The organism is Pseudomonadaceae bacterium SI-3, assembly GCA_004010935.1.
Taxonomy (GTDB): Bacteria; Pseudomonadota; Gammaproteobacteria; order Pseudomonadales; family Pseudomonadaceae; genus Stutzerimonas.
On the sequence record CP026511.1, the window covers coordinates 2,411,422 to 2,434,360 of the forward strand.

Below are 22,939 nucleotides of genomic sequence, written 5' to 3' on the forward strand. Positions count from 1 at the left end.
ATATCCTAATTTTTGCTTTTTCTCGGCATGCCCCATCTAAACGTCAGAATCGCTTCATTGCTACAGCTTTTCTTAATTCGGCAATGAAAATGTCCACATTTTAGAAAACCCAAACAAATCATGTAGATAGAAGAGAAGTGAGTGAATTTTTCCTTTATCTCGGCATGACCCCGTGAACGCCCAAAAAATCAGTGCGAGACTATTACGGGTAGGCTGTTTGGGGTGATACACCGCTGTGGTTACATGCCTGCTTCAGGCTGTATCCACTGATGCGGCAGCAGTTGACTGATTTCGCTTGCCCGCTGCGTTGGTAGCCGCATGAGCACGTCCTTCAGGTAGGCGTACGGATCGTGACCGTTGAGGCGTGCTGACTGGATCAGGCTCATGATCGCAGCCGCCCGTTTGCCGCTGCGTAGTGAACCGGCAAACAGCCAGTTCGAGCGCCCCAATGCCCAAGGCCGAATCTGGTTCTCGACCTGATTGTTGTCGATGGGCACGGCTCCATCTTCCAGATAGCGCGTCAGCGCTAGCCAGCGTTTTAGGCTGTAATCCAGGGCTTTTGCCGTGGCTGATCCATTGGGCACCCGATCACGCTGGGCCAGCATCCAGTCATGCAGCGCATCGAGGATCGGTGAAGACTTTTCCTGGCGTATTCGCCAGCGTTCTTCATCGCTCATGTGCCGTGCTTGCCGCTCGATTTCATACAGCCCGGCAATGGAGTGCAGCGCCTGTTCGGCTAACTGGCTTTTGTTCGCTGAGTGCAGATCGAAAAATTTGCGGCGGGCGTGGGCCATGCAGCCAATTTCGGTGATGCCCTGCTCGAAGCTGGCCTTGTAGCCGGCGAAGTCGTCGCAGACCAGTTTGCCATTCCACTGACCCATAAAATTGCGCGCATGCTCACCTGCACGGCTTGGGCTGAAGTCATAGACCACGGCCTTCAGGTCGGCGAAGGGTGTGGTGCAGTATGCCCAGACGTAAGCCCGGTGGGTTTTCTTCTCGCCAGGGGCCAGCATTTGCACGGGGGTTTCGTCGGCATGGATCACGCCTGCGCCAGTACCGCCTCGCGCAGGGCATCGACCAATGGTTGGAGCTGTACGCCGGTTTGTCCGACCCACTGCGCCAATGTCGAACGCGCGATAGCCAGACCCGCACGGCCAAAGATCTTCTCTTGCCGGTACAGCGGCAGATGATCGGCGTATTTGGCCACCATGACATGAGCCAGCAAGCCGGCAGTCGGGATGCCCTTGTCGATCACCTGGGCTGGTACCGGCGCCTGGATCAATGTTTCGCACTGGCGGCAGGCCCACTTGCCACGCACATGCTGTTCGACGGTGAACACGCCAGGCGTGTAATCCAGCTTTTCGCTGATGTCTTCGCCGATGCGTTGCAGCGGGCAGCCGCAGGCGCATTGAGTGTTCTGCGGCTCGTGACGGATCACAGTACGCGGAAACTGGGCTGGCAGCGGCGCGCGCTTGGGCTGTTGGCGGGGTTCAGCCGGAGGATTGAGGGTTTTCAGTTCCGCCTCGATGGCGGCGATGTCCGTGTCGAGCAAATCATCCAGCAGGCTGCCCTGTTCAGGGCTTAGTTGCTCGCTACGCTTGGCGAACTTGTGGCGCTTGAACCAGGCGATTTCGTGGGTGAGCTGCTCGATGATGGTTTGATCACGGTGGATCTTTTTGCCCATCGCATCGACCTGCGTGAGCAACTGGGCGGCCAGTGCGCGCAGTTGCTCAGGTGTTAGTTGGTCGAGATTGGGCAAGGAAGTCATGCCGCTGATTGTGCCAGAGCAGGCGATCCGCGCAGATAAAGCGATAGGCTAATGGCCGGCGCTACAGCATTGTGATCGCACCGGCTGCACCAACCCGCTGCCAGGGTAAACCGAGCACCAAAGCCTGAAGCTGCTCGGTGTCGAGTTCAACTTCCAAGCCGCGGTGGATGCCTGGCCAGTGAAACTTGCCTTGGTTCAATCGCCGCGCGGCCAGCCAGATCCCTACACCGTCATGCACCAACACTTTCATGCGGTTGGCGCGGCGGTTGGCGAACAGATAAGCACAGTGCGGCTTCGCCGCACCGAATACCGCCACTACACGGGCCAATGCGGTTTCGGTGCCGGCGCGCATGTCCATCGGCTCGGTGGCCAGCCAGATGCGATCGATGCGAATCATGCGAGCAGCCCGCGCAGCAAGCGTGTACAGCCTTCGCCGTCCTGCACCGGCCAGTGCACCGACAGACTGCCGGCGTGGTAGGGGATTTCGATTCGTATCGTCAGCTCTTCAGAGCTGGCCTGCTCTGAAGGCAGGATGCCGAGCGGCACCGGGATAAAGCGTGCAGATACGACCGGTAGCGGCTCGCGCTGCTTACGAATCCATTTATGCACCAGGTTGGCATTGAGCCCGTGGCTGAGCGCCACGCCGGCGACGGAAGCACCGGACTGGGCGCACTCTTCGATGACCTGGGCCTTGAAAGCCTTGGGGAATGTACGGCGCTGTCGAGACACGAAACCCTCCAGAAAGTGGCTTGAAATGGTGTCCACCAAAAATAGGTGCACACCATGCCGCTATCTGGAAGAAGCGGGGAGATGGGTTCGGCGGACGGTTACCAAGTAATCGGGCAAGTGCGGTGCCAATGGCACCGGCTCCAATAATGCTAATGCTCATAGGCTTGCTCCTTAGGCAGTAAAGCCGCCGTCGACCATCAGTTCAGCACCGCTGACGAATGAAGCTTCGGGGCTAGCCAGATAAGCGCACTGTCAACGTTGACGATGCGCAGTGGCTACCTGACGCTCCCTATCTTTTGCTAAGGAACTGGGAACTGGCTGAAAAGTGCGCCGTGAACTTTCTCAAAGATTCACTCCATTTGCACGGAAGCGCCGCCGTCGATAAGGCGGAACAACGACAGAGATCGATTGCCGAGGAGTCACGCTATATCGCCTCGACGTTTAATTGAATTGGGGATATTGAATCCTTGTTGTCGCTCACCTGCGAGTTTGAGGCGAGAGCACTCTCAGTTTTTTATTTTGAGCCCCTTCACGGAGTGAGCTCGCTGTTCGTCAAGTGAGTTGTAGTAGGTATTCTGGGTGGTGCTGAGGCTGTTATGGCGAAGATCGGCCTGCAGATCCTTCATGTCCCGATGCGGCGCATCGAAGGTGGCCGATGTGTGTCGCAGCCAGTGCAATGACGCCGAACGCAACTGGTCGATCTCATCGTTGTTCCAACCTTCCTGGGCCATGCGCACCAGGGTACTGTCGAACACTTCTTGCAGAAGAAGCCGGATATGACGGTCGGAAAGGCCGCCTCGACCCTTAAGCGTGCTGATCAACGACGTTTTTTCGTGGGCGGAGGGGAGGGAAGAGAGCTGCAGGTGCCGACGATAACGCACTAGGTAGTTCTGGATGTAATCGTCGCGGATGCTGATCTTCGCCGCCTTGTTTCCCTTACCCACCACATGAAACCACCAGTTACCCATGCTATCGCGGCGGATATCACCCATCGTGGGCCTCCAGTTATCCCGCCCCACCAGATCGGACACCCGTAGATACATGGAAAACAGAGTGGCAACGATGAACAGAGTGCGCTCGTGCAGCGGATTAGCGACAGCCATCTGCTCGGCGGTTTCGATCACATAGCTCCACTGCAACTGAGTCAGTGAGCGAGAAGCGACATCTAGAGTGTTGCGTTGCTTATAGATGGATTTCTGCTTCACCGCCCGGAACGGGTTGACCTCGGTCAGGCCTTCATCAATGGCGTGCTGGAAGAAGCTGCCACATACCGCAAACACCTGGGCCACGGAGCCCTGGGACATGCGATAGGGACGGGAGGGAAGGGTGGCCACGGCCTCTCTGGCGATCTTGCGCTCGCGCTTCGCCACGGTGTGGCTGAAGGGCCGCCATTGCTCATTGATAATGTAGCTGTCAGTGTCGAGTTTCTTGCGGCTGCCCAAGCGCAAGAAGCGGGATTTCACCACAGGACCAATCCAGTCAGACGGTGGATTGAGGCAGAATTCCATGAAAGCTTCGGCGTCTCGTCGACGCAACTCGACGATGGGTTTACCGGCCACTAGCAGGGACCAGAGCAACAGGCGCTCAACATGGGTTCTGTAAGAGTTGTAAGTAGCTTCGTTGCCAGCGTAGGACTTCAGAAAACCCCGGACGGCGCGATACCCCTCAGCCGCCTCAAGCCCATCACCAAAACCAAGGAGGAAGTCCCGAACCACCGGAAGCTCGCCATTGAGGTGGAGGAAGTTGAGTTCGTGAAAGCGATCAAATGTCTCGAAGAACGGTTGGGGACGTTGCGACATAAAAATGGCCAGCCTGGGTAGATGCGCCTAAATAGGTACTCCCCGCCAGTATAGAGTAATATCCGGGTCTGGTGATTATCGGATATCGCGTCTGGATGATGCCATAGGCCCGTGCGAAGATTCGGTAAGCAACTCCTTGGCTGTTTCCCGCATTTGGACCTAGGCAAGGCATTCAGGCTGAACAGGTCTGTGAACGGGCGACCCTAAGTCCGTCTAGATGCAGCTACAACCCCCCGGAACGCGACGACTGGCAAAGCCCTAACCGAAGCATTGCCAAGGTAGGTGGGTGTGAGCTTATCCAGCCTATGGCAATTGGCATCGGTGTATCGCAAGAAATCCGTGGGCCAACAAAACAACTATTCGGGATGCACTGCTTGACGGCCTGAACATCAGATATCCACATCTGCCGCGCTCATACCCCCGAGCAGCGATTACCGCCACGCTAGCTAAGGTCAGCCTGACGGCTCACGTGTGCTTTCTCTCTTTTTTAGTGACTTTAATTTTAAAACTTCAACGAAATCAAAGGTGAAACGGACGCCGCTGTAATTTTCTATGACTTTTCAGATCTCAATGCGATTCTTTTTATGAGCACGTTGCCATGCAGAGCACAAATCGACGTCCCTGTTAGCCACCTTAACGTTCCAGAGATGCAAAAAATCGCTATCTCGACGTGACGCAAAGTCCGTCTTAGGCTGGGGTTCTATGCAAAAAAAGCCTTGTAACCACTGCGGTACGGCGTTCTCCGATTTATTGACTGAAATTGGCGCCAATGGTGACTGACCACAGTAGCCAAAGCGTGGGCGTAGCTGCTGATGAGAGTCCGCTGTATACGGATCGCAAGGTACGCATAATGTATATTATGTTAAACAGTGTATTGAGCAATGTGAGTCATGACATTGCCTTCCGATCCAGCTTCACCTTCGCAGCACACGTCTCCTCTTTTGGGACGACATGTGCGGTTCTCCTTTGTGAGCTACTGGTTTTCCATGACGACACTGCGTATGTCGTCTGCCAGTTGGCGGACGCGTTCTTCACTGGTGTCCCACGAGCACATGAAGCGCGCGCCGCCGACACCGATGAATGTGTAGAACATCCAGCCGCGGCTTCTCAGTGCTTCGAGTGCCAACGGTGGGATGCTGACGAAGACGCCATTGGCCTGCACCGGAAACATTAGTTCTACACCGGGCACGTCGCCGATCAGGCTGGCCAGTAACTGCGCGCAGCTGTTCGCGTGTTTGGCGTATTTCATCCAGGCGCCGCCTTCCAACAAACCTACCCAGGGTGCGGACAAAAAACGCATCTTCGATGCAAGCTGCCCAGCCTGCTTGCAGCGGTATTCGAAATCCTCGGCGAGATCGCGGTTGAAAAACAGGATGGCCTCGCCGACTGCCATGCCATTTTTTGTGCCACCAAAACAGAGCACGTCAACACCGGTTTTCCAGCTTAGTTCGGCCGGTGACAGTCCGAGAAACGCACAGGCATTGGCAAAGCGTGCACCATCCATATGCAGGTGCAGCCCCAGCTCCTTACAGGTGTCACTGATGGCTCGGAGCTCATCCGGCTGGTAGACGGTACCGATTTCGGTGGCCTGGGTCAGGCTGACGACGCGTGGTTTGGGGTAATGGATGTCCTTGCGTTTCAAGGCTATCTCGCGGATGGCCGCAGGCGTCAGCTTGCCCTGTTCGGTTCGCGCCACCAGCAGCTTGGAGCCGTTGGAAAAGAACTCCGGCGCGCCGCATTCATCGGTTTCGATGTGCGCAATGTCGCCGCAGATCACGCTGTGGTAGCTCTGGCACAGCGATGACAAGGCCAGCGAGTTGGCCGCTGTGCCGTTAAAGGCGAAGAATACTTCGCAGTCGGTTTCGAACAGTTGGCGGAAATGGTCAGCCGCACGTGACGTCCATTGGTCGTCCCCGTAGGCCCGGTCATGCCCCTGGTTTGCCCGAGCCATTGCCTCCCAGGCTTCCGGACAGATGCCGGAATAGTTGTCACTGGCGAATTGTTGATTGGCGCTGCTCATCAAAGCCTCTCTATGGATACTGCCTAGCTACTGATTGGCAGGAAAATTACGGTATAGAGCCCAAGCACGCCAAGCGCAAAGACCGATGCGCCAATCCACAAAACCGACAGTGCATCAGCTTGGATTCGCCCGCTTTTTACCCCGCTGGCACTGCGCGTGTAGCGTCGCTGTTGAGTCGTCCAGATGCCCAGCGCAGTGGCTAAGGATAGCGCGACCAACACCGCGACGAAGGTGCCGTGGTAAGGCATCCAGCGCAGAAACAGTGCGCTTACTGTAATCATCGTCAGCAGGGTCCGCCCCCAGGCCAGCGATGTACGTTCGGGTTGCAGACCGGGGTCTTCGTGCAGCGGTGGTGGCGCTGGTTTGGGCTCCAGACGGCGGCGGAAGGAAATATGCATCGGTGATCGATCAGTTGCGTAATGCGACAAAGGCGATCAGTACCAGCGTCACCAGTGTGCCGCCGATGGACAGGATCGGGATCAACAGTGGAAACGGCAACGGCCCCTGGTGACGCATCGCACGCTCGATGGTCAGCCAGCGGAAGCAAGCCGTCGAGCTGATGAACATCGCCAGTAGCAACAGCGAAATCGAGAGGACCTTGCGTATCTCCAGCGGGAAAATTTCGCTGGCAAAGGCCTCGACCGCCACACCACCCGCCAATACCGCCAGGGACGTTCGTATCCACGCCAGAAAGGTCCGTTCGTTGGCCAGGGTAAAGCGCGGATCGGGTTCCGTTCCGCCAGACAGTAACCTGTGACTCCAGCGACTGCGTTCCATTGTGTTGATGCATCTCCCATAGGAATTTACGTAGGTCATTCAAACAGAAACGATGCCGCGCTGCAGGTTCCGTTGAATGTGCGTCGCAGTTCAACTGATGTGGCGGGCACTTGGCATCTAGCACTCTGCAGTGCTGTCAGGACGCAGATCAACGACAGTAGGACGCAGCATGCTAATGTGCTGCGCTCCAAAACAGCTCGGAGATCTCCATGTTGCTTCGCCTGGTAACCCTCGTTGCACTCGGCACGGCATGCCTGTCTGCAACCGCATCCGATCAGAACCATGCTCATCATCAGATGATGGGTGCACCACTTGAGGCCACTCAAGTGTGGTCGCGTGCCATGCCGCCCACCGCACCCACCGGTGCAGTCTATTTCACGTTACAAAACCCAGGCGATTCACCGGATCGGCTGTTAGGCGTGCACACGCCGCGCGCGAAGAAGGCCGAACTGCATACCCATGTGCACGAAGGCGAGATGATGCGCATGAAGCAGATCGATTCGATCGAGGTGCCTGCCGGTGGCCAGGTCGAGTTCAAGCCAGGCAGCAACCACGTCATGCTCTTCGAACTGAGCGCCCCACTCGTGGCTGGCGAACGCTTCCCGCTGACCCTCGAATTCGAGCACGCGGGCGAAGTGACCGTTGATGTGTCCATCCAGGACCAGGCCCCAGAACCAAGCGGTCACGAGCACATGCAGCACTGATCGACCATTACGGACTGCGTTTGGCACAACGGCGATCAGACGAAGTCCGAGCCCGTAACAGGGGCCGATGTTACCGGCCCCCTCTCCTTCTTCTCCCTAACTTGTTCCGCTGCGTTCGGGGTTAGCTGCCACTGGATCGGCAAGCGCGCTGCCGCCAGCTCCGATTGTTTGATCAGATCCCTGTCGGCGTGCGCATGGTGACGAACTCTTCGGCGGCGGTTGGGTGAATGCCGACCGTATCATCGAAGATTCGTTTGGTTGCGCCGGCCTTCAGCGCAACGGCCAAGCCCTGGATGATTTCCCCCGCCTCCGGGCCGGCCATATGGCAGCCCAGGACCTTGTCCGTATCCGCGTCGACCACCAGTTTCATCAGGCTTCGCTCGAGGCTATCGGTCATGGTCTGCTTCATCGGTCGGAAACGGCTTTCGAACAGCACAACCTTGTGGCCTTGTTCGCGCGCTTGTTCTTCGGTCAAACCGACCGTCGCCATGTTTGGAAGGCTGAACACAGCCGTGGCGATGTTATGGTAATCGACCGGCCGATACTCCTCGGGTTTGAACAGCTGTCGGGCCACGGCCATACCCTCGGCGAGCGCCACGGGCGTCAGCTGGATCCTGCCGATCACGTCCCCGATTGCCAGAATCGAGGGCGTGGATGTGCGGAACTGTTCGTCGATGGCAATGAAGCCGCGCTTGTCCAGCGCCACATCGACGTTCTCCAATCCCAGGCCGTCGAGCATCGGTCGGCGACCTGTGGCGTAGAAAATGCAATCGGCTTCCAGCGTACGACCATCTTCAAGCGTGGCGAGCAGCGTTCCGTCTGCCTGTTTGTCGATGCGGGCGATGTCGGCGTTGAACTGGAGATCAAGGCCTTTTTTGATCAGCTCATCCTTGAGGTGGTCGCGCAAAGCGCCATCGAAACCGCGTAGAAACAATTCCCCTCGATACAGCAGCTTGGTATCGGCGCCGCAGCCGTGGAAGATCGAGGCGAACTCCACTGCGATATAGCCGCCGCCGACCACCAGAACGCGACGTGGCAACGCGTCCAGGTAGAAGGCCTCGTTGGAGGTGATGGCATGCTCGCGACCGGGAATCTCTGGCACGAACGGCCAGCCGCCAGTGGCAATCAAAATGTGCTCGGCGCTGTAGTGCTTGCCGTCGACCTCTACGGTATGGGCGTCGACCAGGCGTGCATGGGCCTGTAGTAGCGTCACGCCGCTGTCGGTTAGCAGGTTCTTGTATATGCCGTTGAGGCGCTGGATCTCGCGATCCTTGTTGGCTATGAGCGAAGCCCAATCGAACCTGGCGCCGTCGATGGTCCAGCCGTAGCCTTCGGCTTCGTGGATGTCTTCGGCATAGTGGGCGCCGTAGACCAGCAATTTTTTCGGCACACAGCCGACGTTTACGCAGGTGCCGCCCAGGTAACGGCTTTCGGCTACCGCCACGCGGGCGCCATAGCCAGCAGCAAAACGGGCGGCACGGACGCCACCGGAACCCGCGCCGATGACGAATAGATCGAAGTCGTAAGCCATGAACTGTTGTCTCCCTTGTAGATCGCACAGCATAACCCAGGCCGTTGGCCGGATTCATTGGAGGAGCATCGCATGCGCCCTACCCTCACTCATCTCGCGTTGCACGTGCCCGACCTGGACGCCTGCATCGCCTTCTACGAGCAATTCTGCGGGATGCACGTGTTTCACGAGCGCGCTGGAAAAGGATCTCGCATCGTCTGGATGGCCGAGCCAGGAAAGGAGCGCGAGTTCATTTTCGTGATCATGCCGGGAGGGCAGGACCGTGCACTGGCCGACAACGACTACAGCCATTTCGGCTTTGCTCTGGCGAGCCGCGCGGAGGTCGATGCGCTTGCAGACAGGGCTCGTCAGGTTGGCTGCCTGATCTGGGAACCCAGGGACGAGCCCTACCCGGTTGGCTACTACTGTGGCGTTCGTGATCCGGCCGGTCACTATGTCGAGTTCAGCTACGGTCAGCCTCTCGGTCCAGGCGCGGAAGAAATGCCCGCTCCCTGAAACGCAAAAGCCACCCGAAGGTGGCTTTATGCACAGCACTGGTGCTTAGAAAGCTTTACCGGTCAGGTAGAAGTTCTCGTAGCAGAAGTTGGTCGCTGCGATATAGCCCTCGGCGCTACCGCAGTCGAAACGCTGGCCCTTGAACTTGTACGCCAGTACGCAACCGTCCTGGGCCTGGCGCATCAGCGCGTCGGTGATCTGGATTTCGCCGCCTTTGCCTGGCTCGGTCTGCTCGATCAGGTCAAAGATATCCGGCGTGAGGATGTAACGGCCGATGATGGCGAGATTGGACGGTGCATCTTCGGGCTTGGGTTTCTCGACCATGTGGCTGACACGGAAAATGTCGTCACGGATCATCTCGCCGGCAATCACGCCATATTTGCTGGTTTCTTCCGGTGGTACTTCCTGGATTGCGACGATCGAGCAGCGGAACTGGTTGTACAGCTTGACCATCTGGGCCAGGACTGGATCACCGTTTAGGTTGATGCACAGGTCGTCCGCCAGAACGACAGCAAAGGGTTCGTCACCAATCAATGGACGACCGCTGAGAATCGCATGGCCCAGGCCTTTCATTTCGACCTGGCGGGTATACGAGAAGCTGCATTCATCGATCAGTTTGCGGATACCGACCAGGTACTTTTCCTTGTCGGTGTTGCGGATCTGATGTTCGAGCTCGTAGCTGATGTCGAAGTGGTCTTCCAGGGATCGCTTACCGCGGCCAGTAACAATCGCAATCTGGCTCAGCCCAGCAGCCAGTGCCTCCTCAACCCCATATTGAATCAGGGGCTTGTTCACTACCGGCAACATCTCCTTGGGCATAGCCTTGGTTGCAGGAAGGAAGCGCGTGCCATATCCGGCCGCAGGAAAAAGGCATTTCTTGATCATGTGAGTCCTTGAAAAGATGAGTCCGATTGATGCACTGCGCCTGGATCGGTCAGCAGCCATACCCTGCATGTCCCGCCAACGGCGACTGACTAGAGGCTACGACCGCCGAAACGGTTCGGGGTTCGACTGCTGCTGGGCTAATTCGGCCATGCCAGCAACCTGACGGATGGCTGTTGACATAGCTTCGGCATAGCGTGGCCTGACTAGCAGAAATTGCCAAGCGGCTTAACGAAAAAGATTGCCGCTGCAGTCGTCAAACGCCTCAAGAACGGAATAGCTCGTGAATGGCCCTCCGTTGCTGAATGGATCAGATGAAGAGATAACCGTCGCAGTTCGCGCGATGGCCTTTCGAGTTTTATTGATCTACATCAACAGAATTGGAAATTGATTTCCTTTCATCGCGGGTCATGGCTCTGCGCCGTTGAACAGCGACTAGGATGTCGCCGGCCTCGTTAGTGGCACGGTGCCTTCACTCAGCCGGCAGTTGAAAAACCTTGTTAAGCGAAGGGGTTTCCGGCCGATAAGTTAAGGCAGATAAAGCGGCTAAGCCCTGAGCCAGATGGCCCGCAGTGGTCCGTCGCGTCCCCGGCGAAGGTTTCGTTTTCGTGTAGTAGTAGCTAAGGAACAGGATGAACAGCACCTCCCCAGCTCGGCAAATGTCCGTTCAAACAAAAATCAACCTGGCCCTGTTGGTGGTGTTCGCCCTGGTCCTGGCAGCCTCCCTCCTCTATTCGGCAGGTTCAGAGAAACAGCTGATACTCGATGTCGTGGAGCAACAGACCAAGGATACGGCCGACTCCTATTTCGACAGTATCAACACCATGATGCTGACCGGCACCATGGGCCAGCGTGAGGTGCTGCGTAACAAGATCCTTGCCCGGCCGGGAGTCATCGATGCACGTATCGTCCGCGGCGAGCCGGTAACCAAGCTGTTCGGACCTGGGTTCGAGCATCAGGCACCCAAGGACGAGTTGGACAGACGTGCGCTTGCCGGCGACGCCACCGTCGAAGTGAGTGATGGTGCGAATGGGCGTGTGCTGACAGTGATCAATCCGATCCATGCGCAACAGGATTACCGCGGCACCAATTGCCTGACCTGCCATCAGGTCCCGCAAAACACAGTGATGGGGGCAGTCCGCATCAGCTATGACCTGTCCGCACTGGACGGCGAGGTGCATCGCAACATTCTGACTTCAGCCGTGATCCAGGCGCTGCTTCTACTGGCGGGTCTGATCGTCATGGGCTACATCATCCGCCGGGTGATTATCAGCCGTATCAATGAGATGCGGCACACCATGGAGGCGATGACTGCCGACGAAGACCTCAGCCGTACTGTCGCTGTTCACGCCCAGGATGAAGTCGGCGCCATGGGCACTGCCTTCAACCGCATGATTTTCAAATTCCGTAACAGCCTGGAGGCGGTGGCCGCTGTAACCCACCAGTTGGGAGAGGTGTCGAATCGAGTCTCGAGCGTCGCCGAGAAGACCCAGACTGCAGTCATGGAACAGCGCAGCGAAACCGATATGGTTGCCTCGGCCATGAATGAAATGAGCGCAACCGTTCAGGAGGTGGCGCGGCATGCTAACGAGACCGCGTCTGCATCGAGCGGTGCCGATGAGGAGTCGCGAGTTGGCGTCACGCTGGCAACCGAGGCGCTGGATGGTATTGAGGTGCTGATTCAGGACATCGAGAAAGCGGCGCAGGTGATCAAGCAGGTCGAAACGGACAGTGTCAGCATTGGCATGGTATTGAACGTCATCAACGGGATCGCCGAGCAGACCAATCTCCTCGCACTGAATGCTGCCATCGAGGCCGCCCGCGCCGGGGAACAGGGCCGTGGTTTCGCTGTGGTCGCTGATGAGGTGCGCACCCTCGCCTCTCGCACACAGAAGTCCACCGAAGAAATCCAGCGCACCATCGAGCAACTGCAAAACGGTGTGCGTAACGCCGTACACGCCATGGAAGGGGCGCAGGTTCGCGCTCACTCGGGTTCGGACTGTGTAGCCAAGACCGCACAGAGCCTCACCGTGATCGCGGGTGAAGTGAACACCATCAATGGCATGAACACCCAAATCGCCACAGCGGCCGAAGAGCAGAGCGCGGTTGCCGAAGAGATCAACCGCAACATCACCACGATTAGCACCATTGCTGACACTACCCTGGCTGATGCATCTCAAACCTCGCAGATCAGTGAGGAACTGGTTCAGCTCGCGGCCGAGCTGAATCGTCTGGTTAGCCAGTTCCGGTTGTAATCAAGGATGACAGGCAGCCGAGCACACGCAGCTCGGCTGCTTGGCCTAATATTCATGTATTGACCGCTTGGCGCCCGCGCTTCAGCCTGGCCGGTTCTTGATCTGGGACAGGCCCAGGCAGGCCGGGGAAACGCGATAATTCGCGCCAAGATGTCGCAGGCTGCGGACGGCACTGCCCGACCCAGCCACTCCCAATCATGCAATCAAGGTGAAACCCTACATGGACCAAACGCCGAGCTTTAACCGCGCCCTGGTCGAAAAATATGACCGTCCCGGTCCTCGCTACACGTCCTACCCCACTGCTCCCCAGTTCCATCAGGCCTTTGCCATGGACGACTACCGCAGTGCCGCGCAGTCGACCAATGTGGCGGCGGAGCCCAAGCCGCTGTCGGTGTACATCCATATCCCGTTTTGCAAAAGCCTTTGCTACTACTGCGCCTGTAACAAAATCATTACCCACAAAACGGATCGCGCCGTCGAATACCTCGACTACCTCAAGCGCGAGATCAAGATGCAGGCTTCGCTGTTCGATCGCTCACGCAAGCTGACTCAGCTGCATCTCGGCGGCGGTACACCGACCTACCTCACCAGCGAACAGCTGGCTGATCTGATGGCGACACTGCACGACGCCTTCAACATGGACGACAGCGACAATCACGAATTTTCGCTGGAGGTCGACCCGCGGACCGTTACCCCGGCTCAGATTCATCAACTGCGCGAGCTGGGCTTCAACCGCTTGAGCTTTGGCGTGCAGGACTTCGACGAACAGGTGCAGATCGCAGTCAACCGCATCCAGACCGAGGAACAGACCCGAGAATTGGTTCAGGCCGCACGGGATGCCCATTTCAAGTCGGTCAGCGTTGATTTGATCTACGGTCTGCCTCTGCAGACCGTGGAAAGCTTCGGCGTTACATTGGACAAGATCATCGACATCCGCCCGGATCGCATCGCGGCCTATAGCTATGCGCATCTGCCGGATCTCGTCCGGGCGCAGAAGCTGATTCGCCCCGAGGATATGCCGCCGCCCGAGCGAAAGCTGGAGCTGTTGGAACTGACCATTCAAAGACTGACCGATGCGGGCTACGTCTATATAGGCATGGACCACTTCTCCCTGCCAGACGACGAACTGACCCTCGCCCGCGCCAACGGCACGTTGCAACGTAATTTCCAAGGCTACTCGACCCACGCCGATTGCGACCTGATCGGCCTCGGCATTTCGTCTATCGGTAAGGTCGGCAACAGTTACAGCCAGAACGTGAAGGAGCTGTCGCAGTATTACGCACGGCTGAACGAAGGCATGTTACCGGTGCACCGTGGCTACCAGCTCAGTGAAGACGACCGCTTGCGCCGTGACGTGATCGTTTCGTTGATGTGCCATGGACGCATCGATTACGCCGAAATCGAACAGCGCTACGGCATCGACTTCAAGGCGTATTTCGCCGATTCACTGGCCAAGCTGGACGAGCATATCGCCGACGGGCTGGTGGAAATCAACGACGACGCCCTTGTGTTGCTGCCCCAGGGTCAATTGATGTTGCGCAACGTTGCCATGGCCTTCGATGCCTACCTGGGCGGTGAACAGCGCGGCCGTTTTTCCCGCACCGTTTGATCCTCACTGCGCTCAACCCAGCCAGCCAACGGTTGGGTTGAGCGCCGCTACGCCAATGCGTGCTCCCGAGCCTACAGTCCGTCACCGCTGATCGTCCAGGCATTGCCAAAATCAGTGGCGACTGTATAAATACACAGCCTTGTGGGCCGCTGTGCCCATGCTCGACCGAACCGGACGTTCGATGCGCCAGGCGCTGGAAAACCCCTTCTATTACCTCGACAACTTCCGCCAAGTGCTCGCCTGGGTTGGTGAGCGCCACGGTGATCTGCTGCACGATCACGAGCGCGCGTTTCTCGACCGTTTCCACCAGGTTCCTCAAGCGTCGCAGGCCTTGCTGGTGCGCATGGTGATGCGCAAAGGCACACTGTTTCGTGCCAGCAAGCTGCGCTACACAGAGATTGGCTGCCCGATGCAGGCATCCGTCGCACTCATCGAGCACGGCTGGGTCGAGACTAATCCAATGCTGGATGTGGCTCAGCTATTCGGTTTGTTGAAAAAAGACGAACTGCTTCGTGTATGCGGTAATGCTGCGACCAATAACCAGCGCAAGATCGATTTGCTCCAGGCCATGCTGGCCGAGCACTCTCAGCCAAAGCCTTTCGCCAGCTGGTGTGAAGGTTTTGACGATGCAGCATTTGCGCTGACCATTGGCGATCTGTGCGACCGCTTGCGGCTGATGTTCTTCGGCAACATCCATCAAGACTGGTCCGAGTTCGTTCTCGCCGACCTGGGTATTTTTCGTTACGAGCGAGTCGCCTTCTCCCCCGCTTCACGGGCCTTCCATGAACGCGCCGATGTGGATGCCTACCTGCATCTGCATCGCTGCCGAGAACGCTTCGAGGCGGGTGACGCCGCTGAAGCCGTCCTGCAGGACATTCCATCGACACCGTACGCCAACGAATGGCTGGAAAATCGCCGCGGCAAGTTGCTGCTGAGCATCGCCAGGCAGTGCGAGCGCAACGGTGATTTGCCCTTGGCGCTGCGCCTGCATGCTGCCAACCGCTATCCGGGCGCTCGCGAACGTGCGATCCGCGTGCTGGAGCGTTGCGGCCAACCAGAGGCCGCCATGAGACTCGCGCTGACGGCGCAAGCTGTGCCTGAAAGCGAGCACGAAGCCCAGCAACTGCAACGCATCCTGCCGCGCCTGCTACGAACCCTGGGCGAACCCATCACGCGCCGCGTGAGCCTCACACAACCAGAGCGCATAGATCTGACCCTGCCTCGGCCCGAGGGGATGAGCGTCGAACAGGCCGTGCGTGAACACCTCAGCCGAAGCGATGCGCCGGTTTATTACGTTGAAAACGCGCTGATCAATTCGCTGCTTGGCCTGCTCTGTTGGGATGTCATCTTTGCGCCGTTGCCCGGTGCGTTCTTTCACCCGTTTCACGCTGGCCCGGCCGATCTCGCGCGACCTGACTTCCATGCTCGCCGGGCAGGATTGTTTGATGAATGCCTGAGCAGACTCGGCACTGGCGAGTACCGTGACTGCATCCGCCGCGCGTTTCGGGACAAGTTCGGGCTGCAGTCGCACTTCGTCAGCTGGGGCCTGTTCGACGAGGCATTGCTGGAGCTGGCACTGGTGTGCATCCCTGCCGAACATCTGCATGCTTTTTTTCAGCGCATCCTGCAAGACGTACCCAACCATCGTAGCGGTCTGCCAGACCTCGTTCAGCTATGGCCCGGCGAGCAGCGTTATCGATTGATCGAAGTAAAAGGCCCAGGCGACCGGTTGCAGGACAATCAGAAGCGCTGGATCGACTTTGCGTTGCGTCATCAGGTGCCGATCGCGGTCTGCTACGTACAGTGGTCGGAGGCTGCACCTTGAGTTATCGGGTCGCAGTCCGTGCGTTGTGCGAATTCACCGCAAAACGAGGCGATCTGGATCTTCGTTTCACGCCCTCGCCTACCGCGCTAGAGGGCATGGCCGGACACGCCACGGTCACGTCGCGTCGCGGCGATGGATACGAGCGAGAAGTCACGCTTGAAGCCAACTATCGCAACCTTACAGTCCGCGGCCGTGCGGACGGTTATGACCCGACGAAGAACCGGCTGGAGGAAATCAAGACCTACCGCGGAGACCTCGCTCGGCAGCCGGCCAACCACCGTCACCTACACTGGGCGCAAGCCAAGGTCTACGGCTGGCTGCTCTGCGAGGCACGCACGTTGGAGTCGCTGGAGATCGCGCTGGTGTATTTCGATGTGGTCAGCCAGAAGGAAACCCTGCTGGTCGAAACCTGTACCGCCAAACACCTTCGGGCTTTTTTCGAAACCCAATGTCAATACTTCATCGCCTGGGCTGATCAGGAACTGGCCCACCGAGCCGAGCGTGACCAGGCGCTGCGTAGCCTGGCGTTCCCCTACGGTGAATTTCGCAGCGGCCAGCGGCAACTGGCCGAAGCGGTATACAAGGCCGCTTGCACCGGCACCCACCTGATGGCTCAGGCACCGACCGGTATTGGCAAGACCCTGGCTACCCTATTTCCGCAATTGAAGGCCATGCCCGGCCAGCAGCTCGACAAGCTGTATTTCCTCACCGCTAAAACCTCGGGGCGGCAACTGGCGTTGAATGCACTCGACAGCTTGGCGGGCCAGCAAACGCCTCTACGAGTGTTGGAACTTATCGCGCGGGATAAAGCGTGTGAGCATCCGGACAAGGCTTGTCACGGTGAATCCTGCCCGCTCGCTCGCGGCTTCTACGACCGGCTACCGGCCGCACGCGACGAGGCCATTACTCGCCCGTTTCTCGATCAGGCAACACTGCGCGAGATGGCCTTGGCGCACCAGGTGTGTCCCTACTATCTGAGCCAGGAAATGGCCCGCTGGGCCGATGTGGTGGTGGGTGACTACAACTACTACTTCGATTTGAGCGCTCTGCTCTACAGCCTGGCGTTGCTCAACCAGTGGCGCATCGGGGTGCTGGTGGACGAGGCGCACAATCTGCTCGAGCGCGGCCGATCGATGTACAGCGCAGAACTTAATCTGCTTACTTTCAAAGGTTTACGAAAAACTCTTCCGATCGTGTTGAAGAAGCCGATCGAACGCGTGCTTCGTTGCTGGGGCGATGTGCACCGCCTGCAGGCAGGCGCCTATCAGGTTCTGCCAGGGCTGCCGCAGGTGCTCATCAACGCGCTTCAGCGCGCCGTAAGCGCAATCACCGACTACCTCGGCGAGAACCCTGCGGGGGTAGACTCGGCGTTGCAGTCGGCCTACTTCGACGCTATGCAATTCTGCAAACTGGCAGAGCTGTTCGGCGACCATTCACTGATCGACTGCACGCTGCTGCCAGCGCACGGCCGCAGCAATGCCAAAGCATCTGTCCTTTGCTTGCGCAACGTGATTCCCGCCCCCTTCCTGGCCCCCCGCATTCGTGAGACCCGCTCCTGCGTACTGTTTTCCGCGACCCTGACACCGCAGCGCTTTTACGCCGACACCCTCGGCGTGCCGGCCAATCGGGTATGGGTCGACGTCGAATCTCCGTTTCGCGCGGAGCAGTTGCAGATACGCCTTGCACAGCACATCTCCACTCGCTACCAGCATCGCAGCGCCTCGCTTCAAGCTGTCGTCGACCTGCTTGCCCAGCAATATCAGACGCGCCCTGGCAACTACTTGGCGTTCTTCAGCAGCTTTGACTACTTACAGCAGGTCACTAGCCTCCTCCGTGCCCAACACCCTGAGCTGCCCTACTGGGAGCAGACGCGCAGCATGGATGAAGGGGCGCGCAACGCCTTTCTTGCGCGTTTCACGGATGAGAGCTGCGGTATTGGTTTCGCCGTGCTGGGCGGTGCTTTTTCCGAGGGCATCGACCTGCCGGGTAAGCGACTGATTGGTGCGTTTGTTGCCACGCTGGGACTGCCGCAGGTCAATCCCGTCAATGAGCAGATGAAGGCGCGGATGGATCATTTGTTCGGCACGGGCTACGACTACACCTACCTCTATCCCGGGTTGCAGAAGGTGGTGCAGGCCGCAGGCCGCGTCATTCGTACAACCGAAGACGTCGGCGTCGTACACCTGATCGATGACCGCTTCGGCAGACGAGAGATCAGACGACTATTGCCTGCTTGGTGGGGATCTCCGAGTTAGCCTCATCGATTTTCCAAGTCGTCACATCTCTCTGCGTTTTAACGGCTGAGCTGTTCGATCCAGGACTTTGCCGGATATTGACCAGCCAACCCCTTTGAAACGGCACTAGACGAAAGTCGAAGACCCTAACAATTCTTTACAAATTGGATTGACAAGCCATGCTCGGCGGCCATAATCCGATACGTCGTATGACAACTGATAACATATTTGTTGTTTCGGCAAGCGTCGCTTTATCTGCGGCCCTGCTACACCCCCCCTCGTCTTGGGCTCTGGCCGCACGGGGTGGACTACTTAAAAAAGGGAGCACAACAACAATGACCCCACGCAATCCTCTGTCTGCCGCCGTTTTTGCAGGCACCCTGTCGCTAGCACTTGGCATTCCTGCCGTTGCCCATGCGGCGGATGGCTTTGTCGAAGGCAGCAAAGTCACGCTGAACGCTCGTAACTTCTACATTAATCGTAATTTTGTCGACCCAGCCTATAACGGCGGCCAGAACAAGGCTGAAGAATGGACCCAGAGCTTCATTCTGAATGCTCAGTCCGGCTATACGCCTGGGCCTGTCGGGTTTGGCGTCGATGTGCTTGCGGGCCTGGCAGTCAAGCTCGACGGCGGTGGCGGCACCTACGGTACAGGTCTGCTTCCGACTCACGGCACTGGTGCTGATCGCCATCCTGCAGATGACTTCGGCCGGATAGCGGTAGCCGCCAAGGCAAAAATGTCGGAAACCGAGCTGCGTGTCGGTGAATGGCAGGTCGTTGTGCCGGTGCTGCGTGCCGATGATGGCCGCTCGCTGCCGCAAACCTTCCAGGGCGGGATGGTCACCTCTAAGGAAATCAAGAATCTGGCTCTATACGGCGGCCAGATGCGTCAGAACAGCACGCGAGATGACGCCAGCATGGAGGACATGTTCTTCGGCGGTGCCAGCTCGGATCGCTTCAACTTCGCTGGCGGTGAATACTCGTTCACTGACAAGACCAAGGTCGGCCTATGGCACGCCCGTCTCGAAGACATCTACCAGCAGAGCTACGTCCAGTTGCTGCACGTACAGCCGCTCGGAGAGGACCTTGCTTTTACTGCAAACCTCGGCTACTTCACCGGTAAGGATGAAGGCAGCGCCCTGGCTGGGGATATGGACAACAAGACCTACTCCGGTCTGTTCGGTCTGCAAGCCGGTGCCAACACCTTCTACGTGGGTCTGCAGAAAGTCAGCGGTGATCAGTGGATGCGCGTCAACGGAACCAGCGGCGGGTCGCTGGCGAACGACAGCTTCAACTCTGCCTACGATGCGGCTGAAGAGCGTTCGTGGCAGCTCCGTCATGATTACAACTTCGCTGGCGTTGGTATTCCAGGCCTGGTGTTGATGAACCGCTACATCAGCGGCGACAACATCCGGACCGCTACCGGCGATGACGGTGAGGAATGGGGTCGCGAGTCGGAACTGGCTTACACCGTACAGAGCGGTGCACTGAAGAACCTGAACATCAAGTGGCGCAACTCCAGCATGCGTCGTGACTATAGCTCCAACGAGTTCGACGAGAATCGTCTGATCATTAACTACCCGATCTCGATTCTCTAAGCGTCACCACCACGCTGGACGCAACACTCCTCGCTCCTGTTGCGGAAACTTTCGCCCGTCTTTGTGACGGGCTTTTTTTTGCCGCTTGTAGTGCTTAGCAGAGCGAGACAGCCCATCCCGTGCACCGAAACCTCTCAAACGGTCGGGCGCTATTGACTTGAAGGCCTATACTGTGCGTATCCGCTGACGAATGCCGAGTTGTGGGGTGCTGTGAGGCATCGACTATCGCCAGACAGGTCGCAGTCTCCCCTTCACAGCCGTGGGCAGGCCTTGTGCGTGCCTACCGGCATACCCAACGGTGATCGTTATGAATCAGCTTTCCCACACCGCGACGGACGCATTCCAGGCGGCCTTTGCGGGCACGCTCGTTTTCCCCGAAGATCCCCAATACAACGACGTGCGCCAGATCTGGAACGGCATGATCGACCGCCGTCCTTCGCTGATCGCCCGCTGCGGTTCAGCTGACGACGTGGTTCGGTCTTTGGACTTCGTTCGCCAACATGACCTGCCTTTCTCTATCCGCGGCGGCGGACACAATATTGCTGGGAATGCAGTTTGTGACGGCGGCCTGATGATCGATCTCTCGCTTATGAAAGACGTCAGTATCGATCCGGAACAACATCGAGGCTATGTCGAGCCGGGCTGCACACTGGCTGACTTCGATGCGGCTGCACAAGCACACGGCTTGGCCACGCCTCTGGGCATAAACTCCACCACTGGCGTGGCCGGACTGACCCTTGGCGGCGGCTTTGGTTGGCTCAGCCGAAAGTACGGCATGACCGTAGACAGCCTGCTGGGTGCGGATGTGATAGTCGCCGATGGCCGTCAGCTGCACGCCAGTGAATCCGAAAACCCGGATCTGTTCTGGGGGCTTCGCGGCGGCGGCGGGAATTTCGGCATCGTCACCCGTTTCGAATTTCGGCTGCACCCGGTGGGGCCGGACGTGTTGTGCGGCCTCATCGTTTTTCCGTTTGAACAGGCGAAATCCGTTATCACCCAGTTCGCTTGTTTCACCGAAACGATGCCGGACGAGCTCAACGTCTGGATGATTGCCCGCAAGGCGCCGCCGTTGCCGTTCCTGGCCGAAGAGGTCCACGGCAAAGAAATCGTTGTGCTGGCCGTTTGTTACGCAGGCGACCCCGATGAGGGCATGGAACATGTGGAGACACTGAGGCAGTTCGGTTCTGCCTACGGCGAGCACATCGGCGTGCAGCCGTATGTTGATTGGCAGCAGGTCTTCGATCCGCTATTGACTCCGGGCTCCCGAAACTACTGGAAATCTCACAATTTCTCAGAGATCGACGAGGGGTTGATTGATACCGTCATCGAATACGCCAATGCACTGCCTTCACCGCAATGCGAGATATTCGTCGCTACGATAGGTGGCGAAACAGGACGAACCAAGCCTGACGCCATGGCTTACTCGAGTCGTGACGCCAATTATGTGATGAACGTGCATGTCCGCTGGGAAACGGTGGATGAGGATGCTCGTTGCATTGCCTGGGCGCGGGAGTTTTTTGACCGTACGCAGTCGTTTGCCAGTGGTGGCGCTTACGTGAACTTCCTGACCAGTGATGAAGCTGAGCGCACCGCCTTCGCTTATGGCACGAGCTACCAGCGACTGGTGGATCTGAAAAGGAAGTTCGACCCAACGAATCTCTTCCGCATCAACCAAAACATTAGCCCGGCGTGACCATCCGGGAGCGCTCTTGAATGGGCGCTCCCACCCCTCGCCCGCCTTTCGACTCTAAGCTATCGACACCTGGGTGAGACGCTACTGGACGGTACGAGCCGTACGCTGAATCTGCAGTTTGCAACTGACCTGCATGGTTTCGCCGGGGTCGAGCGTACGAATGCCGTTCGCGGCCGGATCGTCCATGCAAAGCGCATTGTTGGCATGCGAAACCGGCTCGACCGCAAAGAAGCCCATCTCTGCCGGCGGCGTAAACACGACCAGATGATCGAGTGCCTCGCTGGGATGCATGGTCAGCGCTACCCCTTCGTTCGGCCAGTGGATGGTAACGGGCCCGGTACGCCCAACGAAGCAGTTGTCCAGGCCGGGTTCCTGCAGCGGCGCTTCCGTTGAAAAGTCCCATTCCGTTGGGATGGGCGTCTTCTGTGATGGCAGGTTTCGGGTGTCGTTGCGCCAGACCGCACTCGTATCGAACCGCAACCAACAAGCGTCGTGCCGGAGGAAATACGGATGCCAGCCAAGCCCGGCGGGCATCGAGCGGTTGTCGATGTTGCGCAGCGTCAGTTGCAGCGCAACGCCGCCATCGTCGAGTTTGATCTGGTGCTCGAGTTCGAACGCGAACGGCCAGTCAAGTACGCCCTCGCCCTCGGGCCGATGAATGAGCGTCAGGCAAAGGCTGGTCGGGCTCCGTTCCGTTATCGTCCACGCACGCTTCCAGGCGACGCCGTGAATCGGTAAAGGATGTTCAGCAGATAGACTGCGCAACGGGTAGCGTTGACCGTCATGCTCGAAGGCGCCATCGCCGACTCGATTGGAGAAAGGCGCAAGAATGAAGCAGCCCGTCCGCCGCACGCTGTCCGTGCCGTCCCAAGGGCGCAGCAGATCGATGCCATCGATGCTCAGTTGAGTGATTGCACCGCCCAGCCCGGGGCACGCCGACAGTCTCAGCGGGCCGCGCAGAAGCTCGACCTCGGTCAGATTCGGTTGAAGTTCAGGCATCGCACGGCCTCTTAGGCGAGC

General features: G+C 58.2%; 17 protein-coding genes and 2 pseudogenes. 8 read left to right on the forward strand and 11 right to left on the reverse strand.

Annotation, left to right across the window (positions count from 1 at the left end):
• Window positions 1–239: 239 nt before the first annotated feature.
• From C1896_11390 to C1896_11425, 8 genes and pseudogenes are all read right to left on the reverse strand, one after another.
• Window positions 240–1,768: pseudogene (locus tag C1896_11390) on the reverse strand (IS66-like element ISSal1 family transposase).
• A 61-nt stretch (window positions 1,769–1,829) separates the two neighbouring features.
• Complete coding sequence (locus C1896_11395) at window positions 1,830–2,165, reverse strand: IS66 family insertion sequence hypothetical protein (protein AZZ45449.1); 336 nt, start codon at window positions 2,163–2,165, stop codon at window positions 1,830–1,832.
• On the reverse strand, window positions 2,162–2,533 hold the full coding sequence (locus C1896_11400; GenBank protein AZZ47633.1) for an IS66 family insertion sequence hypothetical protein: 372 nt from the start codon (window positions 2,531–2,533) through the stop codon (window positions 2,162–2,164). The genes C1896_11395 and C1896_11400 overlap by 4 nt, the downstream gene beginning before the upstream one ends.
• A gap of 135 nt (window positions 2,534–2,668) precedes the next feature.
• Window positions 2,669–2,743, reverse strand: a pseudogene (locus C1896_11405) (short-chain dehydrogenase).
• A 260-nt stretch (window positions 2,744–3,003) separates the two neighbouring features.
• A complete protein-coding gene (locus tag C1896_11410; GenBank protein AZZ47634.1) occupies window positions 3,004–4,212 on the reverse strand; it encodes an integrase in 1,209 nt (402 codons plus the stop codon).
• A gap of 1,057 nt (window positions 4,213–5,269) precedes the next feature.
• Window positions 5,270–6,316: a low specificity L-threonine aldolase gene (locus tag C1896_11415; GenBank protein ID AZZ45450.1), complete on the reverse strand. Its 1,047-nt coding sequence runs from the start codon at window positions 6,314–6,316 to the stop codon at window positions 5,270–5,272.
• A gap of 23 nt (window positions 6,317–6,339) precedes the next feature.
• Window positions 6,340–6,714: a hypothetical protein gene (locus C1896_11420; GenBank protein AZZ45451.1), complete on the reverse strand. Its 375-nt coding sequence runs from the start codon at window positions 6,712–6,714 to the stop codon at window positions 6,340–6,342.
• Window positions 6,715–6,724: 10 nt separating this feature from the next.
• On the reverse strand, window positions 6,725–7,093 hold the full coding sequence (locus tag C1896_11425) for a DUF202 domain-containing protein (protein AZZ45452.1): 369 nt from the start codon (window positions 7,091–7,093) through the stop codon (window positions 6,725–6,727).
• 209 nt (window positions 7,094–7,302) lie between these two features.
• On the opposite strand from C1896_11425, the gene C1896_11430 reads away from it, so the two are divergent.
• Entirely contained in the window at window positions 7,303–7,797 is a 495-nt protein-coding gene (locus C1896_11430) for a hypothetical protein (GenBank protein AZZ45453.1), read from the forward strand.
• Between the two features lie 172 nt (window positions 7,798–7,969).
• On the opposite strand, the gene C1896_11435 is transcribed toward C1896_11430, so the two are convergent.
• A complete protein-coding gene (locus C1896_11435; protein ID AZZ45454.1) occupies window positions 7,970–9,328 on the reverse strand; it encodes a glutathione-disulfide reductase in 1,359 nt (452 codons plus the stop codon).
• A 72-nt stretch (window positions 9,329–9,400) separates the two neighbouring features.
• On the opposite strand from C1896_11435, the gene C1896_11440 reads away from it, so the two are divergent.
• A complete protein-coding gene (locus tag C1896_11440) occupies window positions 9,401–9,823 on the forward strand; it encodes a VOC family protein (protein AZZ45455.1) in 423 nt (140 codons plus the stop codon).
• A gap of 45 nt (window positions 9,824–9,868) precedes the next feature.
• Here C1896_11440 and galU read toward each other — a convergent pair whose 3' ends face one another.
• Entirely contained in the window at window positions 9,869–10,708 is an 840-nt protein-coding gene (gene galU, locus C1896_11445) for a UTP--glucose-1-phosphate uridylyltransferase (GenBank protein ID AZZ45456.1), read from the reverse strand.
• A 629-nt stretch (window positions 10,709–11,337) separates the two neighbouring features.
• Between galU and C1896_11450 the strand changes: the two genes are divergently transcribed.
• The 6 genes from C1896_11450 (at window position 11,338) to C1896_11475 (ending at window position 21,919) form a co-directional block, all read left to right on the forward strand.
• On the forward strand, window positions 11,338–12,960 hold the full coding sequence (locus C1896_11450; GenBank protein ID AZZ45457.1) for a methyl-accepting chemotaxis protein: 1,623 nt from the start codon (window positions 11,338–11,340) through the stop codon (window positions 12,958–12,960).
• Between the two features lie 220 nt (window positions 12,961–13,180).
• Window positions 13,181–14,569, forward strand: a complete 1,389-nt coding sequence (hemN, locus tag C1896_11455; GenBank protein AZZ45458.1) for an oxygen-independent coproporphyrinogen III oxidase — start codon at window positions 13,181–13,183, stop codon at window positions 14,567–14,569.
• A 181-nt stretch (window positions 14,570–14,750) separates the two neighbouring features.
• Window positions 14,751–16,394: a nuclease gene (locus C1896_11460; protein AZZ45459.1), complete on the forward strand. Its 1,644-nt coding sequence runs from the start codon at window positions 14,751–14,753 to the stop codon at window positions 16,392–16,394.
• Window positions 16,391–18,649, forward strand: a complete 2,259-nt coding sequence (locus C1896_11465; GenBank protein ID AZZ45460.1) for an ATP-dependent DNA helicase — start codon at window positions 16,391–16,393, stop codon at window positions 18,647–18,649. Before C1896_11460 ends, C1896_11465 begins: the two co-directional genes overlap by 4 nt.
• Window positions 18,650–18,963: 314 nt before the next feature.
• Window positions 18,964–20,226 (forward strand): outer membrane porin, OprD family, encoded by a 1,263-nt coding sequence (locus C1896_11470; GenBank protein AZZ45461.1) that lies wholly within the window; start codon window positions 18,964–18,966, stop codon window positions 20,224–20,226.
• Window positions 20,227–20,533: 307 nt separating this feature from the next.
• Entirely contained in the window at window positions 20,534–21,919 is a 1,386-nt protein-coding gene (locus tag C1896_11475) for an FAD-linked oxidase (GenBank protein AZZ45462.1), read from the forward strand.
• A gap of 81 nt (window positions 21,920–22,000) precedes the next feature.
• Here the strand turns inward: C1896_11475 and C1896_11480 are convergent, their stop codons facing one another.
• On the reverse strand, window positions 22,001–22,918 hold the full coding sequence (locus C1896_11480; GenBank protein AZZ45463.1) for an aldose 1-epimerase: 918 nt from the start codon (window positions 22,916–22,918) through the stop codon (window positions 22,001–22,003).
• Window positions 22,919–22,939 lie beyond the last annotated feature (21 nt).

Excerpts from the sequence above, each read along its gene's own strand:
- C1896_11425 (AZZ45452.1), bottom strand. The coding sequence starts at position 7,093 with ATGGAACGCAGTCGCTGGAGTCACAGGTTACTGTCTGGCGGAACGGAA.
- C1896_11460 (AZZ45459.1), top strand. The coding sequence starts at position 14,751 with ATGCGCCAGGCGCTGGAAAACCCCTTCTATTACCTCGACAACTTCCGC.
- C1896_11395 (AZZ45449.1), bottom strand. The coding sequence starts at position 2,165 with ATGATTCGCATCGATCGCATCTGGCTGGCCACCGAGCCGATGGACATG.
- C1896_11480 (AZZ45463.1), bottom strand. The coding sequence starts at position 22,918 with ATGCCTGAACTTCAACCGAATCTGACCGAGGTCGAGCTTCTGCGCGGC.
- C1896_11420 (AZZ45451.1), bottom strand. The coding sequence starts at position 6,714 with ATGCATATTTCCTTCCGCCGCCGTCTGGAGCCCAAACCAGCGCCACCA.
- C1896_11415 (AZZ45450.1), bottom strand. The coding sequence starts at position 6,316 with ATGAGCAGCGCCAATCAACAATTCGCCAGTGACAACTATTCCGGCATC.
- C1896_11440 (AZZ45455.1), top strand. The coding sequence starts at position 9,401 with ATGCGCCCTACCCTCACTCATCTCGCGTTGCACGTGCCCGACCTGGAC.
- C1896_11430 (AZZ45453.1), top strand. The coding sequence starts at position 7,303 with ATGTTGCTTCGCCTGGTAACCCTCGTTGCACTCGGCACGGCATGCCTG.
- galU (AZZ45456.1), bottom strand. The coding sequence starts at position 10,708 with ATGATCAAGAAATGCCTTTTTCCTGCGGCCGGATATGGCACGCGCTTC.
- C1896_11450 (AZZ45457.1), top strand. The coding sequence starts at position 11,338 with ATGAACAGCACCTCCCCAGCTCGGCAAATGTCCGTTCAAACAAAAATC.
- C1896_11435 (AZZ45454.1), bottom strand. The coding sequence starts at position 9,328 with ATGGCTTACGACTTCGATCTATTCGTCATCGGCGCGGGTTCCGGTGGC.
- hemN (AZZ45458.1), top strand. The coding sequence starts at position 13,181 with ATGGACCAAACGCCGAGCTTTAACCGCGCCCTGGTCGAAAAATATGAC.
- C1896_11470 (AZZ45461.1), top strand. The coding sequence starts at position 18,964 with ATGACCCCACGCAATCCTCTGTCTGCCGCCGTTTTTGCAGGCACCCTG.
- C1896_11475 (AZZ45462.1), top strand. The coding sequence starts at position 20,534 with ATGAATCAGCTTTCCCACACCGCGACGGACGCATTCCAGGCGGCCTTT.